This window comes from Shewanella sp. DAU305 (assembly GCF_026802235.1).
GTDB lineage: Bacteria > Pseudomonadota > Gammaproteobacteria > Enterobacterales > Shewanellaceae > Shewanella > Shewanella baltica.
This window is the reverse complement of the sequence record NZ_CP113808.1, coordinates 595,562-613,424: the sequence shown is the minus strand read 5'-3', so window position 1 is coordinate 613,424 and position 17,863 is coordinate 595,562. Positions and strand designations below refer to the sequence as shown.

Below are 17,863 nucleotides of genomic sequence, written 5' to 3'. Positions count from 1 at the left end.
AGCGACCTTATGGTCGCTTTTTTATGGGGCAGCTTATTTGCCCTTTTCCGTCAAAGGAAATGCGGCCGAGATACACTTTTTCACCTCAAAACGATAACCATAATCCGCTTTCTTATCCGGCGTTATCTGCAAAATCTCATAGTCATTTAACTCGATCACATTCGACTCGGCTGGCTTTTCACAACGCGAACGGCTATTGGCTTCAAGCGCAAAGGCAAACGTCGCTAACCACTGCCGCACGAGATACTGATATTGCGCCCGCACCGACGCATAGGTTTGCTTGCGTTCCGCTTCTTCGCGCTCATCGGCAGTTTGTTTATCAGCCGGTTTGTTGGCTTCAAGCTCGGGCTTAATCTTAGCTAACTCAGCAATCGGTGCCGTCAGCACATCGGTCGTATGCGGCATAAGCCCTAATGCTGGCTCGACGGGATTATGTTCAGAGGCTTCTTGAGTTGTTGTAATAAAGTCTGCGAACGAGGTTTGAAGGCGGGTTTCTAAATCAATCAGTAAGCTCAAGTGATATAAGACCACAGCCGCCAACACGATACGGATCGTAAAGGTCGTTTTACGAAATGATGTATGTGAGGTGATCCGTAACGATTTGACACCTAAAGGTTTAAGCAAAAAAATTAAGACTAAATAGATGGGGATAATCAACTGCAATGCCAGCAGCACAATTGCGCTCACCATTAAAAACCAAGCGGGCATATAGAGTAAAATCGCTAAGTTATGGGTGTAGTCCAGATGACTTGCCGACACCCCGACCACTTCGTTAACTATGGCGCCAGACCAACCTAAGGCAAAGTTGGCAATAATGGCGTAAAACAGCAACAACACGGCCTTGCCCGCCAAACTGTGCCAGACCCGCTCGAACACGGGCCAAAACTCGATGGCCATAGCAATAACCGCAATCACGGCGACCACACCCATCAAGTCGGTACTAAAGGCCAATATCAAGGCAATAAGATACAGCTTTTGCGCAAAGGATAACTTAGCAAACCCTTGGCTTAGGTAGCGCCACAACTTGCTCAACCCTAGCTGGAGCTCGCTAGGCAAAGGCTTGATGACTTGCCGTAAGTGCAGGCGGGCAGATTCAGTGTAACGACCTAAATTCATTATAATTTTAAATTCCGGTTACGATTAAGACACGCTTGAGTTGCCGATGTAAGCTGCAAAATCTATGGCGACACTCGCGTCACCTATGCCAGTGTAGCGACTAACTTTGGCAATTCACTAACAAAACTTGCCGAATCGTCCCTTAGCGGCGAAATGAATCTCCCACGAGATTCTATGTCGATGATGCGGAACAGAAATACCGTTTAAATGGATTTGAAAGTAATACCTATGAGTAAAATTAAAGTGACCTTAAGATCGCCTCAATGAAGTGTTATGAACCTAACTCAAAGTAGACTCAAACGACACTTAACTCCCGCTCGGCAAAGACAGCTTTCGCGACGAACATGCCATTCAGTGCTGCGGGGAAGCCAGCATAAACAGACATTTGCAGTATCACTTCGACGATTTCCTGCGGTGCACAACCAACATTCAATGCGCCATTAATATGGACGTTAAGCTGCGGCTGGCAATGCCCTAATGCAGTGAGCGCCGCGACTGTGACTAACTCCCGTGTCTTAAGATCGAGTCCTTCACGCTGATAAATATCCCCAAAAGGATATTCGATAATGTACTTGCCCAAGTCGGGACAAATATTTGCCAGACTATTGATCACTTTCTCGCCCGCTTCGCCGTCGATTTCAGTCAGCTTAGCTAAGCCCTGCACATACCTTTGATTACTCATTTTGACTCCTTAGGATTTGACCACAGAAGTCAGCTTACGCCTTAGAGTTAACTCTAAGTCAACGGCTGATTGATGAATAATGCAGGTAACCCTGTGATTGAAGCAGGAAGACAGCAGCTAAAGATAAAAGCGAATAATATTAATCGATTAGGATTTAAATACAGAACTGAGCGACTGAACCGAATCGCTAAGCTTAATCACTGAAATGCGTTTGGTAATAGCGGATTTTTTGCTCGAGGGCGATCAGGTGCGCCTGCTCTTGGCGAATACGCTCTGCCAATTGTGCGGCATGTTGCTCAAGTAATTGCTGTCGCTCACCTGCGGTTGTATCGCCTTGAGCACGCAGTTCGGCATAGGTCAAAATCTGCTTTAGTGGCATGCCCGTTTCTTTCAAGCGATTGATAAACCCAATCCATTCTGCTTCTTTCGCGGCATAGTCGCGGTGCCCGCTCACATTTCGCACCACAGACCGTAGCAAACCGATTTTCTCGTAATACCTGAGCGTATGCGCCGACAAACCTGTGAGTGCAGCAAACTGACCTATGTTCATAATCTAACGATCCGCAGGATGGTTAACACCATCATTCGTGGGCACATTTTCCAGATCGAATGGATTGACCCCTTCGAGGCAACCAATGTTGTAACCATATTCATGGGGATTGGAACGCCGCTGGTGATGGGTGTAAATACCGCAGTTGGAGCAAAAGTAATGCTTGGCGGTTTTGGTATTGAATTCATAGCATTTCAGCACCTCTTCACCCTTAAGGATTTTGATCCCCGCCAGCGGTACAGAGCCGACAATCGCGCCCTTACGGCGGCAGATAGAACAATCGCAGCGGCGCGGATTTTCGATGCCATTGGGCAGCGATAATTGCAACACCACAGCGCCACAGTGGCAAGACGCTTGGTGTTCAGCTTGAATATGGGTGTTTCCGACTCGTTTAATCATGCACTGCTCCTTGTTTCGCTTAATGTTATCGCTAAATGCCTATAACGCCATGGCTTGTCGCTTGTTCTTTATGCTGCTAGTCTGACCATCTTAAACGAGCGTTTCAACTCGCATTTTTAGATCGGCAATTCAATGCCAAACACACTGGAAAACACAATGGAAAAGTTTCTCGCACAGCACCCTATAGTGACCGAAATCCCCGTGGCTTGGGGCGAAATGGATGCGTTACAACACGTCAACAACGTCGTCTATTTCCGTTATTTTGAGACAGCACGTATCGACTTTTTCAATCGCCTTTTCCCGCTAGATAGCCTGTATAAATCAGGTATTGGCCCGGTGATCAGCGAAAATCAGGCCCGCTATAAACGCCCAGTGACCTTCCCCGATACTCTATTAGTGAGTGTCAGCATTAGCGATATTCACAGCGATAGATTTACCATGCATTATCAGGCTTTTAGTAAACAGCAGCAGGCAGTAACCACCTTAGGTACTTCAGTCGCGGTGATGTTTAACTTTAAAACCGGCAAAAAGGCCGACTTACCGGCAGAACTGCTGGCGATTCTCAAACAACACGAAGTCGCCTAAGCTAACCAAATCGATAGCTAAATTGCCAGCACACTTTAAGCCACTCCTTGAGGGAAGAATGTATGTCAGATAACGAAAATATTGAGATAGCTATTGAACATCAACAGGATAGACAGCGTTTTATTATCCCTGTCGATGGCTATGAAGCCGTGTTGGAATACCAATTATCAGGCAAGGATATCGATTTTAGCCGCACCTTTGTCCCCAACGAACTGCGCGGTAAAGGACTTGCCGAACGCTTAGTTCGCCACGGACTTAAATGGGCCAAAAGCCAAGATTTGGCTATCCAAGCCAGCTGCTGGTATGTGCAGAAGTTTTTGAAAAACTAGACTTAAAACATAAGCAAACACATCGCAGCAAAGGAGTGCCGCTAAATGACAGTCGCCCTATGTCGTAAAAGTTTACTGCTTGTAAGCTTACTTATCTTGTCCGCCTGCCAACAACGCCAAGCCATTCTGATTACCCAAGGTATTGAACCCGTTAAGGTAAAAGCAATTGAAACCGCCTTGATTCAATCTGGCTGGCAAGTAAGTAAGAGTACCATCGCCATTCCGGCAGAATTCCCTAATACGGCCATTGCCACCAATCCCGCTTATCGCGATTCCCAAGCCATCACTGAGATTGAAGATCTCCTCAAAGGCCAAGGTTTTGCCGAACCGACAGAGTATAAATTTGCCGAAGGTAAGCACTTTTTCAGTATGAATAATATCGGTATTTACTTACGTAACAGTGAACAGGCTTTGCAACCTTTGCCACCAGACTTTATCAGAACAGATCATTGTGCTGCGGGTGATGCAACCCTGAATCTTTCGCCTCAAGGCCAAGCCGTGCTCGAATATGAGAGGCCCATTAATGATAATTTTGAATTAGAACAACACACAGGAACTTGGCAATTCGATGGTGCGCAACTCAGTGTCACATTAAACCGAGCCCAGCAGGTGTTTAAATTAACCCACGAGCAAAGACCTATTTGGCGTGGTCTCAGCCCTGCGGATATCTACACGCCAATCCAAAATTCTAATTTCAAAGTGCTTAACTGCACCTTTTTGCTTATCTATCTAGAGTAGAGCCTTAAGCCGCATCCGAGCTTAAGCCTTTATTTTTACATTTAAAAACACTTGTACTGTACAGAGCTAAATCCAATACACAGGGTAATGGCGCTTGGGATCGGTGGAGAGGTTATTGACCACCAGCGCGACCAATAAGAGTAATACTGAGCCGAGGAACACTGGCATTAGCGCGTAGAGAAAACCGAGTTGATGCACGTTTTCACCGCCAATCACAGCGATCAATGCCGTTGCACCGCCCGGTGGATGCAGAGTGCGAGTCAAGTACATTAATGCGATAGACAGGGATACCGCTAAGGCGCTGGCCAGCACCACATAATCGCCACACACTTGGTAAACGGCGACCCCAATTAAGGCCGATAACACACTGCCACCAATCAAGTTGCGCGGTTGAGAAAACTCCGCCAGCGGTGCGCCGTATACCAGCACAGCAGAAGCACCGAATGAGCCAATCACAAACATAGTGCCGACGAGGTTTTCGCTCATATAATTTGCGAGACTCGCGACCAAGTAAATGCCACAGAAAGCCCCAACCCATGACCACACAATCTTTTTAAGTGGCTGTCTTGGTGGACAAATGTCCTTCGAGCGCATGCGGGTAAAATAGAATCTCATGATTAATCCGAACCGATAAAAATTAGGCGATACAGGTAAGTGATCTGCATCACAGTTAGCGGGTCGACAAATTAACGCTTCAGCAGCGCAATTGCAATTGCGCTGACCGAGAGACAGGGCAGCTAGGCGCTTTCACCATTCAGATTAGCGAGCATTTCGCGGATATCTTCAGGAATCGGGCGGCTTTTTTCGTGGCTGTAGTCATAATGCACCAGTGTGGTTTTCACTTCGGCGGTCTTGTTGCCCGCTTGCCAACAGGTTTGAGTCAGTTCGAAGCTGCTATTACCGATGCGGCTCACATAGGTTTTCACTGTCACGCTTTTGCCGTAATAGGTTGGCGCAATAAACGCCACGGTAAAGCCGGCCACGATAAGATTCCACTGATGTAAATCCAACTCTGGATTAAAAATCTCGAAGATTGGCGTGCGCGCGGCTTCGCACCATACGGGGATCACTGTGTTATTGATATGGCCTAGACCATCGGTTTCTGTGAATCTTGGGTGGATTTCGAGGCTGTATTCGGTAACTGGCATTCGGACTTCCCTTTTATTGTTATTCTATAAGCTGATGAATTTAATGATTATCGCGATTAAGCTACCCGCACCAAATTCATCCTTTATCCCAAGCCTACCAGACCCTAAAGGCTAAACAAACCTAGACCTTAGAATTGGCAACTGGCGGTTTCTGCCGTTTGCTTGCCATTGGCATCATACTTTTTAAAGCATCCTGCCTTACCCATATCATAAATTTTTTCATATTCTAACTTGCCACTGCGGTAGGACTTAAACACACCATGGCTTTTAGGGTTTTCTAAGTGATAAATTTTGCGCCCTTTGGTCACATGCGAATAATCGGAAAAACCCGGCTCTTCCTGATAAATCACCCCATTGATATAGCGTTTATGGACCACATGTTGTTCATCGATGCGCAGCATTTCACTCGATAACTTGCCATTGATGTCGTAACACACTTTATCTACGGCATAATTGCTATCTAACTCTTCGATGCAATTCACAGCACCATTATCAAAGTACTCCCGCTGTATACCACAGCGTGCAATGGCGTTATCCCAGTAGTAAGGCGCACCATTCCAGGTTTCCCCTTCTTGCTGGCAATAGTTCCACAGATTCTCTAATTGGCCGTTAGCATAGAAACTGTAACGTGGGCCTGAGAGGCGATTATTGACATTGTGAGCATAAATACGCAGAGCATAACCGCCCGTGGTCGAATAACGCAGACTTGGACCGTATTCCTTACCCGCTTGGTAACTTGTCATCTCTAACAAACGGCCATTGGAATCAAACTGGTATGTTTTATCTAACAGGCCATTGCTGTAGTAAGCTAATTTGTACAAGCTGCCGTTGCTATGATACTCACGCTGTTCACCGTGCTTTATCGATGAGGTCTCAGTATTTTTTTGATTGATTATCCCTGCACAATCCGCTGCGTAGGGATTTTTACGCATAATGCATTCGTCTTGCGAGGGCTTAAGTGTCACAGTTTCATTTAATTTAAAACTCATTAACCCTGTCAGTTCACCCTTAGTATCAAAATGCATTTGCGGGCCATCTAGCTCACCATGGCGATAGTTTGAGATACTACTCACTACGTTAGGGATTGAGTACCAAATACTCTGACCATCGAGCCAGCCCTGTTCATAATGGCTGGTAACAAGCAGCACATTATCTTTATTGAATGACTTAGCCTCGCCTTGGCGCAAACCATTAAGATAACTCACCTCGGCTTTACTCCCCCCAGCAAAAGTAAACAGCCAAGGGCCAGTGCGTTTCCCCTCAAGGTAACTCCCCTGACCTAGACTATCGCGGTAATGGCCAACCGATATCTTTTCAGTCCAAGGCCCTTGTTTTACGCCTTGTTCATAGCGACCTTTCGTCCCATCTTGCTCTAACCATTCACCGTCTTTGACTCCGTTACGATAAATGCCTTTTTCCATTAATTGCTTAGCGCCTTCGGTGCTGGAGCCATAATCTGGTGCATAAATTTCGTAGGGTCCGTCGAGCACATCCTGATTATAGTGAGCAAAACCGAAGTTATCGGCCTCATCGAATATCGACTGTGCAATCCATTTACCTTGTTTTTTACCGTCAAGGTATTCACCTTCCCAATAGGTTTCTCGGCTATCGGCTTCCATCCACTTACCGACTTTTTTACCCTGCTTGTAATCGCCCGAATACATCACATTGCCATTGCGGCCATCGTAAGCAACATAGGCACCATCGAGCAGACCTTGGGCATAATGACTTTCACTCGCAAGCCCTGCCCAAGTGCTCCCCATGCCCATGCTCATAAAATTGTAGAATGGGCCTGTGCGGGGGATTTCAGCGCCACCGCTTTTAAGCCAGTCGAAGTTATCGGCCTCAAAGGCCACACTCACCAATACAAAACTACCGTCTTCTTCGCTATAACCACTGCGATCAAAGGTGGTCACTAAGCTGTATTGGCGCTCAATGCCTTGAGCATCTTTATCTTTGCGAGTCAGTGGATAACGTAATTTATACTCGACGGCGGTTTTTACATCGACGGGTGAACCTTCGGAATTTCGATAACCCACTAAGGTTGGCCTGAGCTTAGTTGAGCCATCGACAATCGCTTTAATGGCAGGATCTTCAATTGCTTCAACATCATAGGTCATACGGTACTGTTGTGGCGGAATTTGGCTTAGCACTTTACGGACGCCGCCCACGGTAAACGTGGTTAAGGTTGGGGTCACTTCATCGAGCATAACTTGTAGGCGCGGTAGTTTAGTCAGCTCTTCCCCATCAAAACCATAGCCGCGCAGGTGCTGACCATCGGCATCCTTGAGCATGACGATCACTTCTTTAGTGCCGCCTTTATCAAAGTCATAGTAAAAAACCGCCACAATTTCGGCTCGGCCATAATCGTCAATACGCACGCCGGGCGCATCGCCGTAGAGCATTTCGCCCCACACTTGCTGATCTTTTTGATAGAAATTAAGCCATTGGCCATGGGGTAAATCCACAGGTCCGTGGACGATTTTGTCGTAATCCGCAGCGATAGCAGCAGGAGTGACAGAAAAAGCAGACAACAACACCGCAGTGGCTGCGAAAAGACTACGAATCGAAAGTTCCATTTAAACTACGCCCTTTATACCGATAACTTGCGCATCATGCGCACCAGTAAACGGAGCGAATTTTAAGCTAAGTTAAGCGCTTCAGGAAGTAGCAGAAACAAAAAAGGCCGCAACCGCGGCCTTTAGTAACAATGACTTAACAATCAGTTGTTGTACATGGCATTAATTTCGTGGGCGTATTTATGATAAATCATCTTGCGGCGCAACTTGAGCGTTGGGGTGATTAAACCCGCTTCCATCGAGAAGGCTTCTGGCAACAGTGTGAACTTTTTAATCTGTTCAAAGCCCGCCAATTCATGCTGCAACTGCTTGAGACGTTGTTCAAAATGCTCAACCACATGACTATGGCGTAGCAATTCTAAAGGCGACTCATACTTCAGCCCTTTGTCCTTCGCCCACGCTTCCAGTGACTCAAACGCTGGCACAATCAAGGCGGTCACATAGTTACGCGCATCGGCAATAATCGCCACTTGCTCGATAAAAGGACAACAACCCACAGCACCCTCAACCCGTTGCGGCGCGATATATTTGCCGTTAGAGGTTTTCATTAACTCTTTGATACGGTCGGTAATAAATAAGTTACCGTTCGCATCAAAACGTCCAGCATCGCCGGTTTTTAACCAACCGTCTTCGAAGGCGGCGGCGGTATCTTCTGGTCGATTGTAATAGCCACGCATCACAGTCGCACCGCGGACTAAAATCTCATCGTCCTTGCCTAGCTTGATTTCGGTTTCCAGCAGAGGTTGACCATTAGAACCTGGCACTCGATTACCTAAGGTATTGCAAGTCACGGTCGCGTTGGTTTCCGTCATGCCGTAACCACACAGCACAGGAATATTAATCGCATGGAAGAAGCTGCCGACATTCACATCTAATGCCGCGCCACCGCAGGGCATAAACTTCAAACGCCCGCCAAGCACGGCTTGCAGCTTGCTATACACAAGTTTGTGGGCCAAACGCCATTGCAGCGACAACCATAATCCGCCCTTAGCACGACCTTGGCCGACTTCGAACTGGCGTTGACCAACACGCATCGCCCAAGCAAATAGCTTCTTACGACCATCGGCTGACTTGGCGACTTTATCTTGTACGGCGCTGTACACTTTTTCGAGGAAACGCGGCACCACACACAAGGTATGCGGACGCACGGCGCTAATCGCCTCTTTCACTCTTTGGGTATTTTGCAAATAGACGTTATGACCGCCACGGCACAAAACGTAAAAACTCCAACTGCGTTCAAAGACATGGCTCAAAGGCAAGAATGCCAAAGACACATCGCCAGAATGGAAAGCCAGTTTTTGATCGTGTTGACGTATGGTCGAGGCCATATTGCGGTAATCCAGCATCACGCCTTTAGGATCGCCCGTGGTGCCAGAGGTATAAATTAAGGTCAGTAAATCATCGAGATTGGCCGCTTGTAAACGCTGGTTAAGCTCAATTTCTTGCTTCATCGCTTTCGCATCGCCCGCCAGCAGCGCATCTAAATGCCAATGCTGCTCAGCTTTGTCAGCGGCAAGTGCCACGCTGGCATCAAAAACAATCACATGCTCAAGACTTGGGCATAAGGTTTGAAGCTCGCAGGCCATAGCGTATTGTTTAGCATCGTCGACAAAAATGACTTTCGCCGCCGCATCGTTAACGATAAAGCTCGCCTGCTCGACGGTACTGGTGGGGTAAATCGGCACCACAACGGCGCGACTTTTAAGCGTCCCGACATCGGCACAGGTCCACTGTGGGCAGTTTTGCGCCAAAATAACGCAACGGTCTTGCACTTGTACGCCAATTTCGATCAACACTTGTGCAATTTTACTGCTAATTTGGTCAAAGGCTTGCCAGCTCACCTGATACCAAGGAGCGGCCATTTCAAAACCTTCCAGCGCTATCGCGTCCTTTAAAGACTCGCTCTGCTGCTGTAATAGTCGAATAACATGATATTGATCGAGAGACATAAGAGACTCACCTTTTAGCTTACAAGTGTACCGCTTTTTGGCCATTCTACCTGAAGGCCAGTCAAAAACTAAGAGTTTTTGCTCTAATCTTGTGCAAACTGAGTCCCAATATTGCAATCTATATCCGTTTAGCCGCTAATGACATCTCCCTTCCAGAGGGTTTTCTTGCCCCAAATCAGTACTATGCTCCCAAGTATCATTAAGAGCATATCCCAGATAATCCAATCGCCTAGATTGCCGCCATCGCGTAACGATGGAAGGCTGATGGACACCCACAGGGAATGCCCCGCAACAACCATCATAGTGAGCGTGACATGCAACACTCGGCGACACATACAGCCAAAACCTAAGGTCAAAGCGCAGGCCCAGTAAGTGCTGAGCACAAGATGACCTACTAACTGCATATTCAGATCACCACTGAGCCAACCCAGCAGCAGACTACACGCCAGCATAATCCCAACGACCACATTCAGCAGTCGTTGCTGGCCACGGCAAAAAGCCGCTATGAGTCCTTTTCGACCATCAAATCCTGGCATCAGCAATAAGGTTTCTGTCGAGCGCGAGCGTTGCACTCGGCTCCAATGCACCAGCGAACACATAATCACGCTGAACTGTGCCAACAGCAGTAACACGGGGAAATTCTGATGGAATTGGTGCGACAACACCCCAAGCACTAGGCAGACTGCCGGTATGAGCAGCAGTAAAATCGTCAGCATAGGACCGATAAAAAAATTGGTGGGATGCAGATAACGCTCAAAACGGCTCAAGATACGCATCGATTGCAAATTGGGCAGCCAGAACCAGCCCATTTCGAGGCCATTGAGGTACACAGTTCTCGCCTCAGCACGCCAAGGTAAAGCGCGGCAGATACGGATAATGAAAGCACCTAACGCCACCAGTGCAATCGCGCTTAACCATAGGGGGATATAACCTGTAATCAAGGAGATAAACGGCACTAAAACAAACAATAAAAAGGAGGCGTAAAACCACTGAGTGCTGAGTAAACACAGGCAAATAAAGGCAAGACTCATCGCCAAGGCCAACACTAAGGTGGGTAGGCTAGACGTTGAACCCAGAGCCAAACAAAACAATACGCTTATGCCAAATACGCTGGTTAACACCACTGCACTTTGGATATAAATATGGCGGCGATAATGGGGAATTAACTGGGCGCATTCACTCGCCATCAAACGTATAAGTTGCCATGCTACCGCCGCCGAGCTTGAAACGATTCCCATAGAAAACAATAGTTCAGCACTGTCACTTTTGCCCTGCAACGCTGTAATGCAACCTAAGACCATTCCCAGTAAGCCAGTACCTAAAAAGCTCACACTGCCGACGTCAAAACACCAAAGACGCAGCATCCCTTTAAAAGGATTCATCAACCGCGCGCCTTTTATTTTAGCTGTCGGCGTGATGTTTAGTTCTGGCGCACTCATCTGTGTAGCTCCATAAAAAGCTGTTCCAGATTAAGCGCTTCGTTCTTTAACACGCCCGAAATTAGCGCGCTGTGCTCGCCTAAATCCACCAGCACTGAATCACCGACACGACTCAACACAGTGACCGACTCAGGCAAAACCGTTTCGGGCGCGAGTGTGAGTAAACGCACTTGTTCCCGTAGGGCATCGATTTCTTTAAACAGCACTAATTCGCCCTGTTTAATCAGCGCCACATGACTGGCAACCCGCTCGATATCTGAAGTGATATGGGATGAAAACAGTACAGCGGAACCCGATTCGAGGGCGAGATCGAACAAATCGACCATAAATTTACGCCGTACAATCGGGTCGAGACTGGCGACGGGCTCATCGAGGATCAACAGTTCAGGGCGATAGGCCATCGCCATAATCAAGGCTAGCGATTGCCTTTGCCCCACAGATAAACGTTGCACCTGTTGAGTCACATCTAGCTCGAACCGTACTAGCCAATCTTGCTCTAATTGCATGTCCCAATTGGGATAAAAACTGCGGTGTAAATCGAGAGCGCGTTCAATGGTAAAACCTTCATAACCAAAAGGTTGCTGCGGCACATAACCTAAGCGCTCCTTTGCCTTGGAGGTTAAATTCTCAGGCGTTTCGCCTAAGGTAACAATACTGCCAGAATCTGGTGTGAGCACACCCAAAGCGCAGCGCATTAGGGTCGATTTACCCGCCCCATTTTGCCCCAATAGCCCAACCACCATGCCCGCCGACAAGGTTAACGATAAATCCTTAAGCGCCCACTTTTCACCTGCGCCTTTACCGCGAAAGACTTTATTCACTTGGCTAAATTCAAGTATTGGTGTGCACGCTTGGTCCATCGAATATCATCCTTTTTTATTCTATTTTATCGATAAGTGACAGTAGGTTAACGCTAGTCTTGCCAGCGTTCATTTATCAATTGCATTAACTCGGGCAGGCTGACGCCTAACTGTTTAGCCTGCGACAACAAAGCATCGAGTTGGGGTTCGAGCATGCTCACGCCCGATGCCATAGTCTCAGTGCGCAGCGCGACTTTTGTCGCTTGACCGCGGCGGCGCTCGAGCCACCCTTGATCGACAAGCTGCTGAATCGCACGGGAGACAGTCATAGGATTCACTGCAAGATGCTCGGCAATCTGGCGCACAGAGGGCAAGACATCATCCACTTGCAGTTGACCGCCCACAATTAAACGCACGACCTGTTCGTGTAATTGCTTGTAAATTGGTTCGCCACTGCTGGGGTTGACATTTAAAAGTTCTAACATTAGCCTTTACACACTGTATTAATACATTGATACACCGATACACTGGTATTTAAATTAACACACTCGTCCTGAAATGCAAAAAGGAAAGCGCGCATGATAGATAGCATGACACACAGGAAGTTAAGCCAAACCGCTCAACGCCCTTCGCCCACTCGGCAACTGCATGGTACGGCTAATACCACGCTTGCCACATGGCGCACGCATATTTTAGGCTCGCGCATATTAAGCATAAGCGCACTTATGCTGGCGATGGCAAGTACGGCGACATGGGCGAGTGATGTGAAAAGCCAACAGACACAAGCGGCTGATATCGCGAGGAACATGGCGAATAACACCGACACTTGTTATGTAGAAGGTGTATCCGATCGCCTAAACTGCGGTTTTGTGACTGTGCCTGAAAACCCCAACAGACCCGATGGCAAACAGATCCAAGTGCATTACGTGGTCTTGCCCGCGGTGAAAAACGTCAACCATGAAGAAGCCTTACTCGCCATTGCTGGCGGCCCAGGACAATCGGCCATAGACAATGCCGCGGGTTTTGATGCCATGCTGAGCAAAGTCCGCCAACAGCGGGATATCTTGCTGATCGACCAAAGGGGCACAGGCCGCTCGAATCTGCTGACCTGTGATGAAGGCGCGCAATCTCCACTGTCATTCGATGATGACAATGCCGACACTTTAGCCGAAACCCAAAAATGCTTAGCCAAAATCGATGCCGACGTCACCCAATACGGTAGCCTCAACGCGATTAAAGACTTCGAAGCCGTGCGCCAGCATTTGGGCTACAAAAAACTGCATATTTACGGCATCTCCTACGGCACTCGTATGGCGCAGCTTTACATGCGTTTATACCCTGCACACTTAGCCACAGTGACCTTAGACGGCATAGTGCCGATGCAACAAAGCGTGTTAGAAATCGGCGCGTCGATTGATCGGGGTTTTGATTTACTCTTTAAAGATTGCCAAGAAACCGCCGCTTGTCATGCCCAGTTCCCTGAGCTTAAAGCCGAATTCGACCAAGTCGCGGCCTCACTCGCCAAAGCGCCTGTGATGGAAAACGTCTACGACCCAGTCACGGGTGAAAAGACCATGCTGACAATGACGCGCGGTAAGTTCTACGGCTCCATCCGCATGGCGCTGTATCAAGCCAATGTGCGCGCCTTAGTGCCCCATGCGATTCACCAAGCCGCGAAACACAACTTCCAACCCATACTCGGTTTGTATTCCCTCACTATCGACAATGCTGGCATGGCGATGGGTATGCACGCATCCGTGGTCTGTGGCGAAGATATGCACCGTATTACGCCCGCCATGCGCGAGCAGGCTCAGCACTCCTTTATGGGCAAAACTATGCTCGAAGGCTTAGAAGCCACCTGTGAAGTATGGAAAGTCCCCGCGGTCGATAAAAGCTTTAGCGAGCCCATCAGCAGCGATATTCCGATCTTGTTGTTATCCGGCGAAATCGACCCTGCGACACCACCGAGTTGGGGCGAGTTAGCGATGGAAAAACTCACCAATGCCAAACACTTTGTCGCACCCTATGCAACCCACGGCGTGGCCTATCAATCCTGTGCCAATAACCTTATCGCCGATCTGGTTCGCTCGGGTTCCGTTAAAGATCTCGACGGCGAATGTTTAAAGAAAGATGTGCGCCGCAGCTTTTATTTGAATGCCAGCTCGGTAGAACCACTTGATGCAAACATCAAAAAAACCACCGCAGATGATAAAGCCAGCACTGGGGCCAAGGAGTAAGCCATGATCAAAGTATCCAATCTTTCAAAACGCATCGGTGACGTGCAGGCGCTCAATGACTTAAGCTTCGTCGCACAAAACGGCCAAATCACAGGATTACTCGGCCCCAACGGCGCGGGTAAAACTACCTGTTTACGCACGATTTTTGGCTTGCTGAAACCCGATAACGGCAAAGCAGAAATCGAAGGCATAGATGTCGCCATCGACCCTATCGGTGCTAAGCAGCAACTCGGGTTATTCCCCGACCCTTTTGGTCTGTACGAACGCTTAACGCCACGGGAATACATTCGTTATTTTGCCGAGCTAAGCGGCTTATCCTCTAAGGATGCCAAGGAAGCCACCAGCCAAATGATTGCTAAATTACGTCTGGAAGACATTAGCGATCGCCGCTGCAAAGGCTTTTCCCAAGGACAAAGGATGAAAACCGCTCTCGCACAGGCCATAGTCCACAGCCCGAGTAATATTATCCTCGACGAACCAACCCGTGGGCTCGATGTGATGAGCACTCGCCTGCTGCGTGACATTCTTATCGACCTTAAGAATCAAGGACATTGCGTGCTGTTCTCTAGCCATGTGATGCAAGAAGTCGCCGCGCTGTGTGACCAAGTGATTGTCATGGCTCAGGGCAGAGTCGTCGCCATTGGTAGCCCCACCGAACTGTGCATCCAAACGGGTAAAGACACACTCGAAGAAGCCTTTATTCAACTGATCGGCACAGATGAAGGGATAGCGGCATGATGACTCAGCAAAGATTACGCCCGCAGGTTTTAACCTTTAAGAGCTTGATATGTAAAGGCGTGGAATTTAAGAACATGGTTAAAGGAATGACAGCATGAATAAAATAATGGCTATGGTTCGTAAAGAACTCATCGACGCCGCCCGCGATAAGCGCTCTGTGATGGCGGGGCTTTATTACGCCATCGGCACGCCGCTGATCATGTGCGGCCTGTTTATGGTGTTAATTGGTCAGCTGACGAGTCCAGACGATCTTAAAATCACTATCACCAATCCCGATAAAGCGCCGGATTTAGTGCGTTTTTTATCGAATAAAGGCATCAGCAGTGGTGAAGCGAAGGACAGTGAGCTTAAAGCCATAGAGCTTATCATCAGCCCCGACTATGCCGCGCAGATGAATCAAGGCAAAGGCGCCGAGATCACGATTGTTGCCGATAATTCCGATGAAAAACTGCAAAACTCAATTCGAAGACTCGAGAAGCAACTGCAGTCCTACAGCACAGAAATGGGCAGCCTACGACTGATTGCCCGCGGTATCGATCCTCGTGTGATGCAGCCACTGAAGGTCAGTGTCCACGACCAAGCGACAACAGATTCGAAGGGCGGGATGATCTTAGGTATCGCGATTTTCACTATGATTTACTCGGTATTTATCTCGGGCATGAACCTCGCCATAGATACAAGCGCGGGTGAACGCGAACGTAACTCGCTAGCTCTGTTACTCAGTCATCCACTGACCACACGCCAGTTAGTGCTGTCGAAAATCATCGCTGTGAGTCTGTTTGCCCTATTAGGCTTAGTGCTGATTTTGCTGGTATCTAGAATCGCCTACACCTTTGTACCTTGGCAAGAGCTTGGCTTTAGCGTCAACATCACCACAGAATTTATGGCGCTGATGTTAGTGGTCGGTATTCCCGTCGCGTTAATGGCCGCTTGCCTGCAACTGTTTGTGTCTTTCATGGCGAAAACCTTTAAGGAAGCACAATCCTATCTGACTATGGTGCTGTTTGTGCCCTTAGCCTTGTCGATGGCCGCCAGCTACAACATAGCGCCAGACATGCTGCAGTGGCTGCCAGTCTCGGGTCAGCAACAGGCCTTAATGGACTTTATCAAAGGTAAAGACTTGCCCATGTTGCAGTTACTGGTTTCGACCTTAGGCACGCTCGCCATCGCGGTATTGCTGGCGTTTGGCATGGAAAGGTCGCTCAAGAGTGAAAAAGTAATCTTCGGTTTGTAAGGTAAATCGATTGCTCAACTTGGCGACGATCACCAAATCGTCTCCAAGTTGAAAACCTCAATAACTACGGGAGTTTGTTATGGAAAACGAATATGTCTTAATGGTGATTATGGTCACCTTCATCATAGGAATCAGTGCCACTGAAATGTTTAAGCACTATCTAAAGGCGCGCCAACTTGGAGTCGGCACCACAGACGATAGCCACCTTAAGGATAAAGTGACTCAACTCAGCTTACAAAACCAAGCGCTAATCGAGCGAGTGCAAGTGCTTGAAAAAATAGTGACAGAGCCAGAGTACGAGCTAAAGCAACAGATTAGCGCGTTAAAATAAGAGTCAGCCCTAAAACCATTAGGGTTACTGCAAGATGCTGACATTAAGATTCAAACTCGCACTGCGACCCTTGTCGTCAGTGACAGATAACTTATAGTCACCCGCCGTCGAGGGCCGCCACTCTAAGGTCTGTTTCGGTAAGCTTTGGCCGATGAGATCCCGCCCAACAAACCAGTACAACATACTCGCGTCGGATGCGGCATCGGCCTTCAATGCAATATGTTCATTTAAATGACTTTGTCTCAAGCTATAAGTGACATTTCTCAGGGGGGAGCGAATAACAGGATCTATGTTAGTGAGCTGAATAGTGTTACGACACGATTCGGGCAACTGTGGCGCCAACTTGCGCGGTAGCCCCGCCTGCTCAAATAAACTCGCCATGTCCGAAGGCCAGAACGCGAAGACTTCTTGGTGCTGGGTTTGAGTATCATAGGGTGGACACACAGCCATACCCGTTTGATTATCGACCCAAACAGGACGATGTAGCGTAGACACTTTGACGGGTGAAACGCCGGGAATAAACCAACCCTCAACCACTTTAGGGCACCACAGGTTAGGCAACTCACCTGATTCGGCGCAAATGTTCACTTTTTTCACTGTACTGGGTTGAGCTAAGGCTTTATCGGCGGTACTCGGCAGACTTGCCTGCAAAGCATCACTGATGCTAAAAAATAATGGCCCAGCAATTTCAGCACCAATAAAAGCGGCATTCGGCGTTGCATCGAAATTCCCTACCCAGACCACCAATACATAGGGGCCAGCGACGCCAGCGCTCCAAGCATCATGGAATCCCCAAGAGGTGCCCGTCTTCCAAGCCACACGCCAGCCCTGCTTAGGTAAACCATCGGCGCGCGGATTGTCTTTAAGCATATCCAACACAAGAAAGCTCGCAGCTTGACTCAATAACTGAGTGCTCGGCGGATTAATGGGCTGATCTGTCCTCTCCCGTAAGGGATAATAACGTCCCTCACTCGCTAGCATTAGGTAGAGTCTGCCAAGTTCCATCATA

At 48.2% G+C, this 17,863-nt stretch carries 19 protein-coding genes; 7 read left to right on the top strand and 12 right to left on the bottom strand.

Features of this window, described 5'->3' with window-relative positions; translation table 11 throughout:
* Positions 1-33: 33 nt before the first annotated feature.
* The 4 genes from OX890_RS02615 to OX890_RS02600 all read right to left on the bottom strand — a co-directional run bounded on the left by OX890_RS02615 (position 34) and on the right by OX890_RS02600 (position 2,747).
* Positions 34-1,116, bottom strand: a complete 1,083-nt coding sequence (locus OX890_RS02615; RefSeq protein WP_006084849.1) for a hypothetical protein — start codon at positions 1,114-1,116, stop codon at positions 34-36.
* A 295-nt stretch (positions 1,117-1,411) separates the two neighbouring features.
* On the bottom strand, positions 1,412-1,798 hold the full coding sequence (locus OX890_RS02610) for a carboxymuconolactone decarboxylase family protein (protein ID WP_259528791.1): 387 nt from the start codon (positions 1,796-1,798) through the stop codon (positions 1,412-1,414).
* A gap of 193 nt (positions 1,799-1,991) precedes the next feature.
* Positions 1,992-2,348, bottom strand: a complete 357-nt coding sequence (locus OX890_RS02605; RefSeq protein WP_259570653.1) for a MerR family transcriptional regulator — start codon at positions 2,346-2,348, stop codon at positions 1,992-1,994.
* Between the two features lie 3 nt (positions 2,349-2,351).
* A complete protein-coding gene (locus OX890_RS02600) occupies positions 2,352-2,747 on the bottom strand; it encodes a GFA family protein (RefSeq protein ID WP_268650058.1) in 396 nt (131 codons plus the stop codon).
* Between the two features lie 156 nt (positions 2,748-2,903).
* On the opposite strand from OX890_RS02600, the gene OX890_RS02595 reads away from it, so the two are divergent.
* The 3 genes from OX890_RS02595 to OX890_RS02585 all read left to right on the top strand — a co-directional run bounded on the left by OX890_RS02595 (position 2,904) and on the right by OX890_RS02585 (position 4,399).
* Positions 2,904-3,332, top strand: a complete 429-nt coding sequence (locus OX890_RS02595) for an acyl-CoA thioesterase (RefSeq protein WP_259563505.1) — start codon at positions 2,904-2,906, stop codon at positions 3,330-3,332.
* Positions 3,333-3,394: 62 nt separating this feature from the next.
* The gene (locus OX890_RS02590; RefSeq protein ID WP_115335933.1) at positions 3,395-3,661 is read left to right on the top strand and encodes a GNAT family N-acetyltransferase; all 267 of its coding nucleotides are present in this window, start codon (positions 3,395-3,397) and stop codon (positions 3,659-3,661) included.
* Positions 3,662-3,706: 45 nt separating this feature from the next.
* Complete coding sequence (locus OX890_RS02585) at positions 3,707-4,399, top strand: hypothetical protein (RefSeq protein ID WP_259516125.1); 693 nt, start codon at positions 3,707-3,709, stop codon at positions 4,397-4,399.
* Positions 4,400-4,465: 66 nt separating this feature from the next.
* On the opposite strand, the gene OX890_RS02580 is transcribed toward OX890_RS02585, so the two are convergent.
* From OX890_RS02580 to OX890_RS02550, 7 genes are all read right to left on the bottom strand, one after another.
* Entirely contained in the window at positions 4,466-5,014 is a 549-nt protein-coding gene (locus tag OX890_RS02580; protein ID WP_006084842.1) for an HPP family protein, read from the bottom strand.
* A 122-nt stretch (positions 5,015-5,136) separates the two neighbouring features.
* Positions 5,137-5,547 (bottom strand): acyl-CoA thioesterase, encoded by a 411-nt coding sequence (locus OX890_RS02575; RefSeq protein WP_268650057.1) that lies wholly within the window; start codon positions 5,545-5,547, stop codon positions 5,137-5,139.
* Between the two features lie 128 nt (positions 5,548-5,675).
* Positions 5,676-8,126, bottom strand: coding sequence for a toxin-antitoxin system YwqK family antitoxin (locus tag OX890_RS02570; RefSeq protein ID WP_268650056.1), 2,451 nt, complete (start codon positions 8,124-8,126; stop codon positions 5,676-5,678).
* Between the two features lie 143 nt (positions 8,127-8,269).
* Positions 8,270-10,075: an AMP-dependent synthetase/ligase gene (locus tag OX890_RS02565; RefSeq protein WP_268650055.1), complete on the bottom strand. Its 1,806-nt coding sequence runs from the start codon at positions 10,073-10,075 to the stop codon at positions 8,270-8,272.
* 128 nt (positions 10,076-10,203) lie between these two features.
* The gene (locus tag OX890_RS02560; protein ID WP_268650054.1) at positions 10,204-11,514 is read right to left on the bottom strand and encodes an ABC transporter permease; all 1,311 of its coding nucleotides are present in this window, start codon (positions 11,512-11,514) and stop codon (positions 10,204-10,206) included.
* Positions 11,511-12,374, bottom strand: a complete 864-nt coding sequence (locus OX890_RS02555) for an ABC transporter ATP-binding protein (protein WP_268650053.1) — start codon at positions 12,372-12,374, stop codon at positions 11,511-11,513. The genes OX890_RS02560 and OX890_RS02555 overlap by 4 nt, the downstream gene beginning before the upstream one ends.
* Positions 12,375-12,427: 53 nt before the next feature.
* Entirely contained in the window at positions 12,428-12,799 is a 372-nt protein-coding gene (locus OX890_RS02550; protein WP_268650052.1) for a GntR family transcriptional regulator, read from the bottom strand.
* 93 nt (positions 12,800-12,892) lie between these two features.
* On the opposite strand from OX890_RS02550, the gene OX890_RS02545 reads away from it, so the two are divergent.
* The 4 genes from OX890_RS02545 to OX890_RS02530 all read left to right on the top strand — a co-directional run bounded on the left by OX890_RS02545 (position 12,893) and on the right by OX890_RS02530 (position 16,854).
* Positions 12,893-14,551 carry an alpha/beta hydrolase gene (locus tag OX890_RS02545; RefSeq protein ID WP_268650051.1) on the top strand — a complete coding sequence of 553 codons (1,659 nt, stop codon included), beginning with the start codon at positions 12,893-12,895 and terminating at the stop codon, positions 14,549-14,551.
* Positions 14,552-14,554: 3 nt separating this feature from the next.
* Complete coding sequence (locus tag OX890_RS02540) at positions 14,555-15,289, top strand: ABC transporter ATP-binding protein (protein WP_268650050.1); 735 nt, start codon at positions 14,555-14,557, stop codon at positions 15,287-15,289.
* A gap of 94 nt (positions 15,290-15,383) precedes the next feature.
* Positions 15,384-16,523 carry an ABC transporter permease gene (locus OX890_RS02535; protein ID WP_268650049.1) on the top strand — a complete coding sequence of 380 codons (1,140 nt, stop codon included), beginning with the start codon at positions 15,384-15,386 and terminating at the stop codon, positions 16,521-16,523.
* Between the two features lie 79 nt (positions 16,524-16,602).
* The gene (locus OX890_RS02530; protein ID WP_107946172.1) at positions 16,603-16,854 is read left to right on the top strand and encodes a hypothetical protein; all 252 of its coding nucleotides are present in this window, start codon (positions 16,603-16,605) and stop codon (positions 16,852-16,854) included.
* A 24-nt stretch (positions 16,855-16,878) separates the two neighbouring features.
* On the opposite strand, the gene OX890_RS02525 is transcribed toward OX890_RS02530, so the two are convergent.
* Positions 16,879-17,862 (bottom strand): hypothetical protein, encoded by a 984-nt coding sequence (locus OX890_RS02525; protein WP_268650048.1) that lies wholly within the window; start codon positions 17,860-17,862, stop codon positions 16,879-16,881.
* Between the last annotated feature and the right edge of the window lies 1 nt (position 17,863).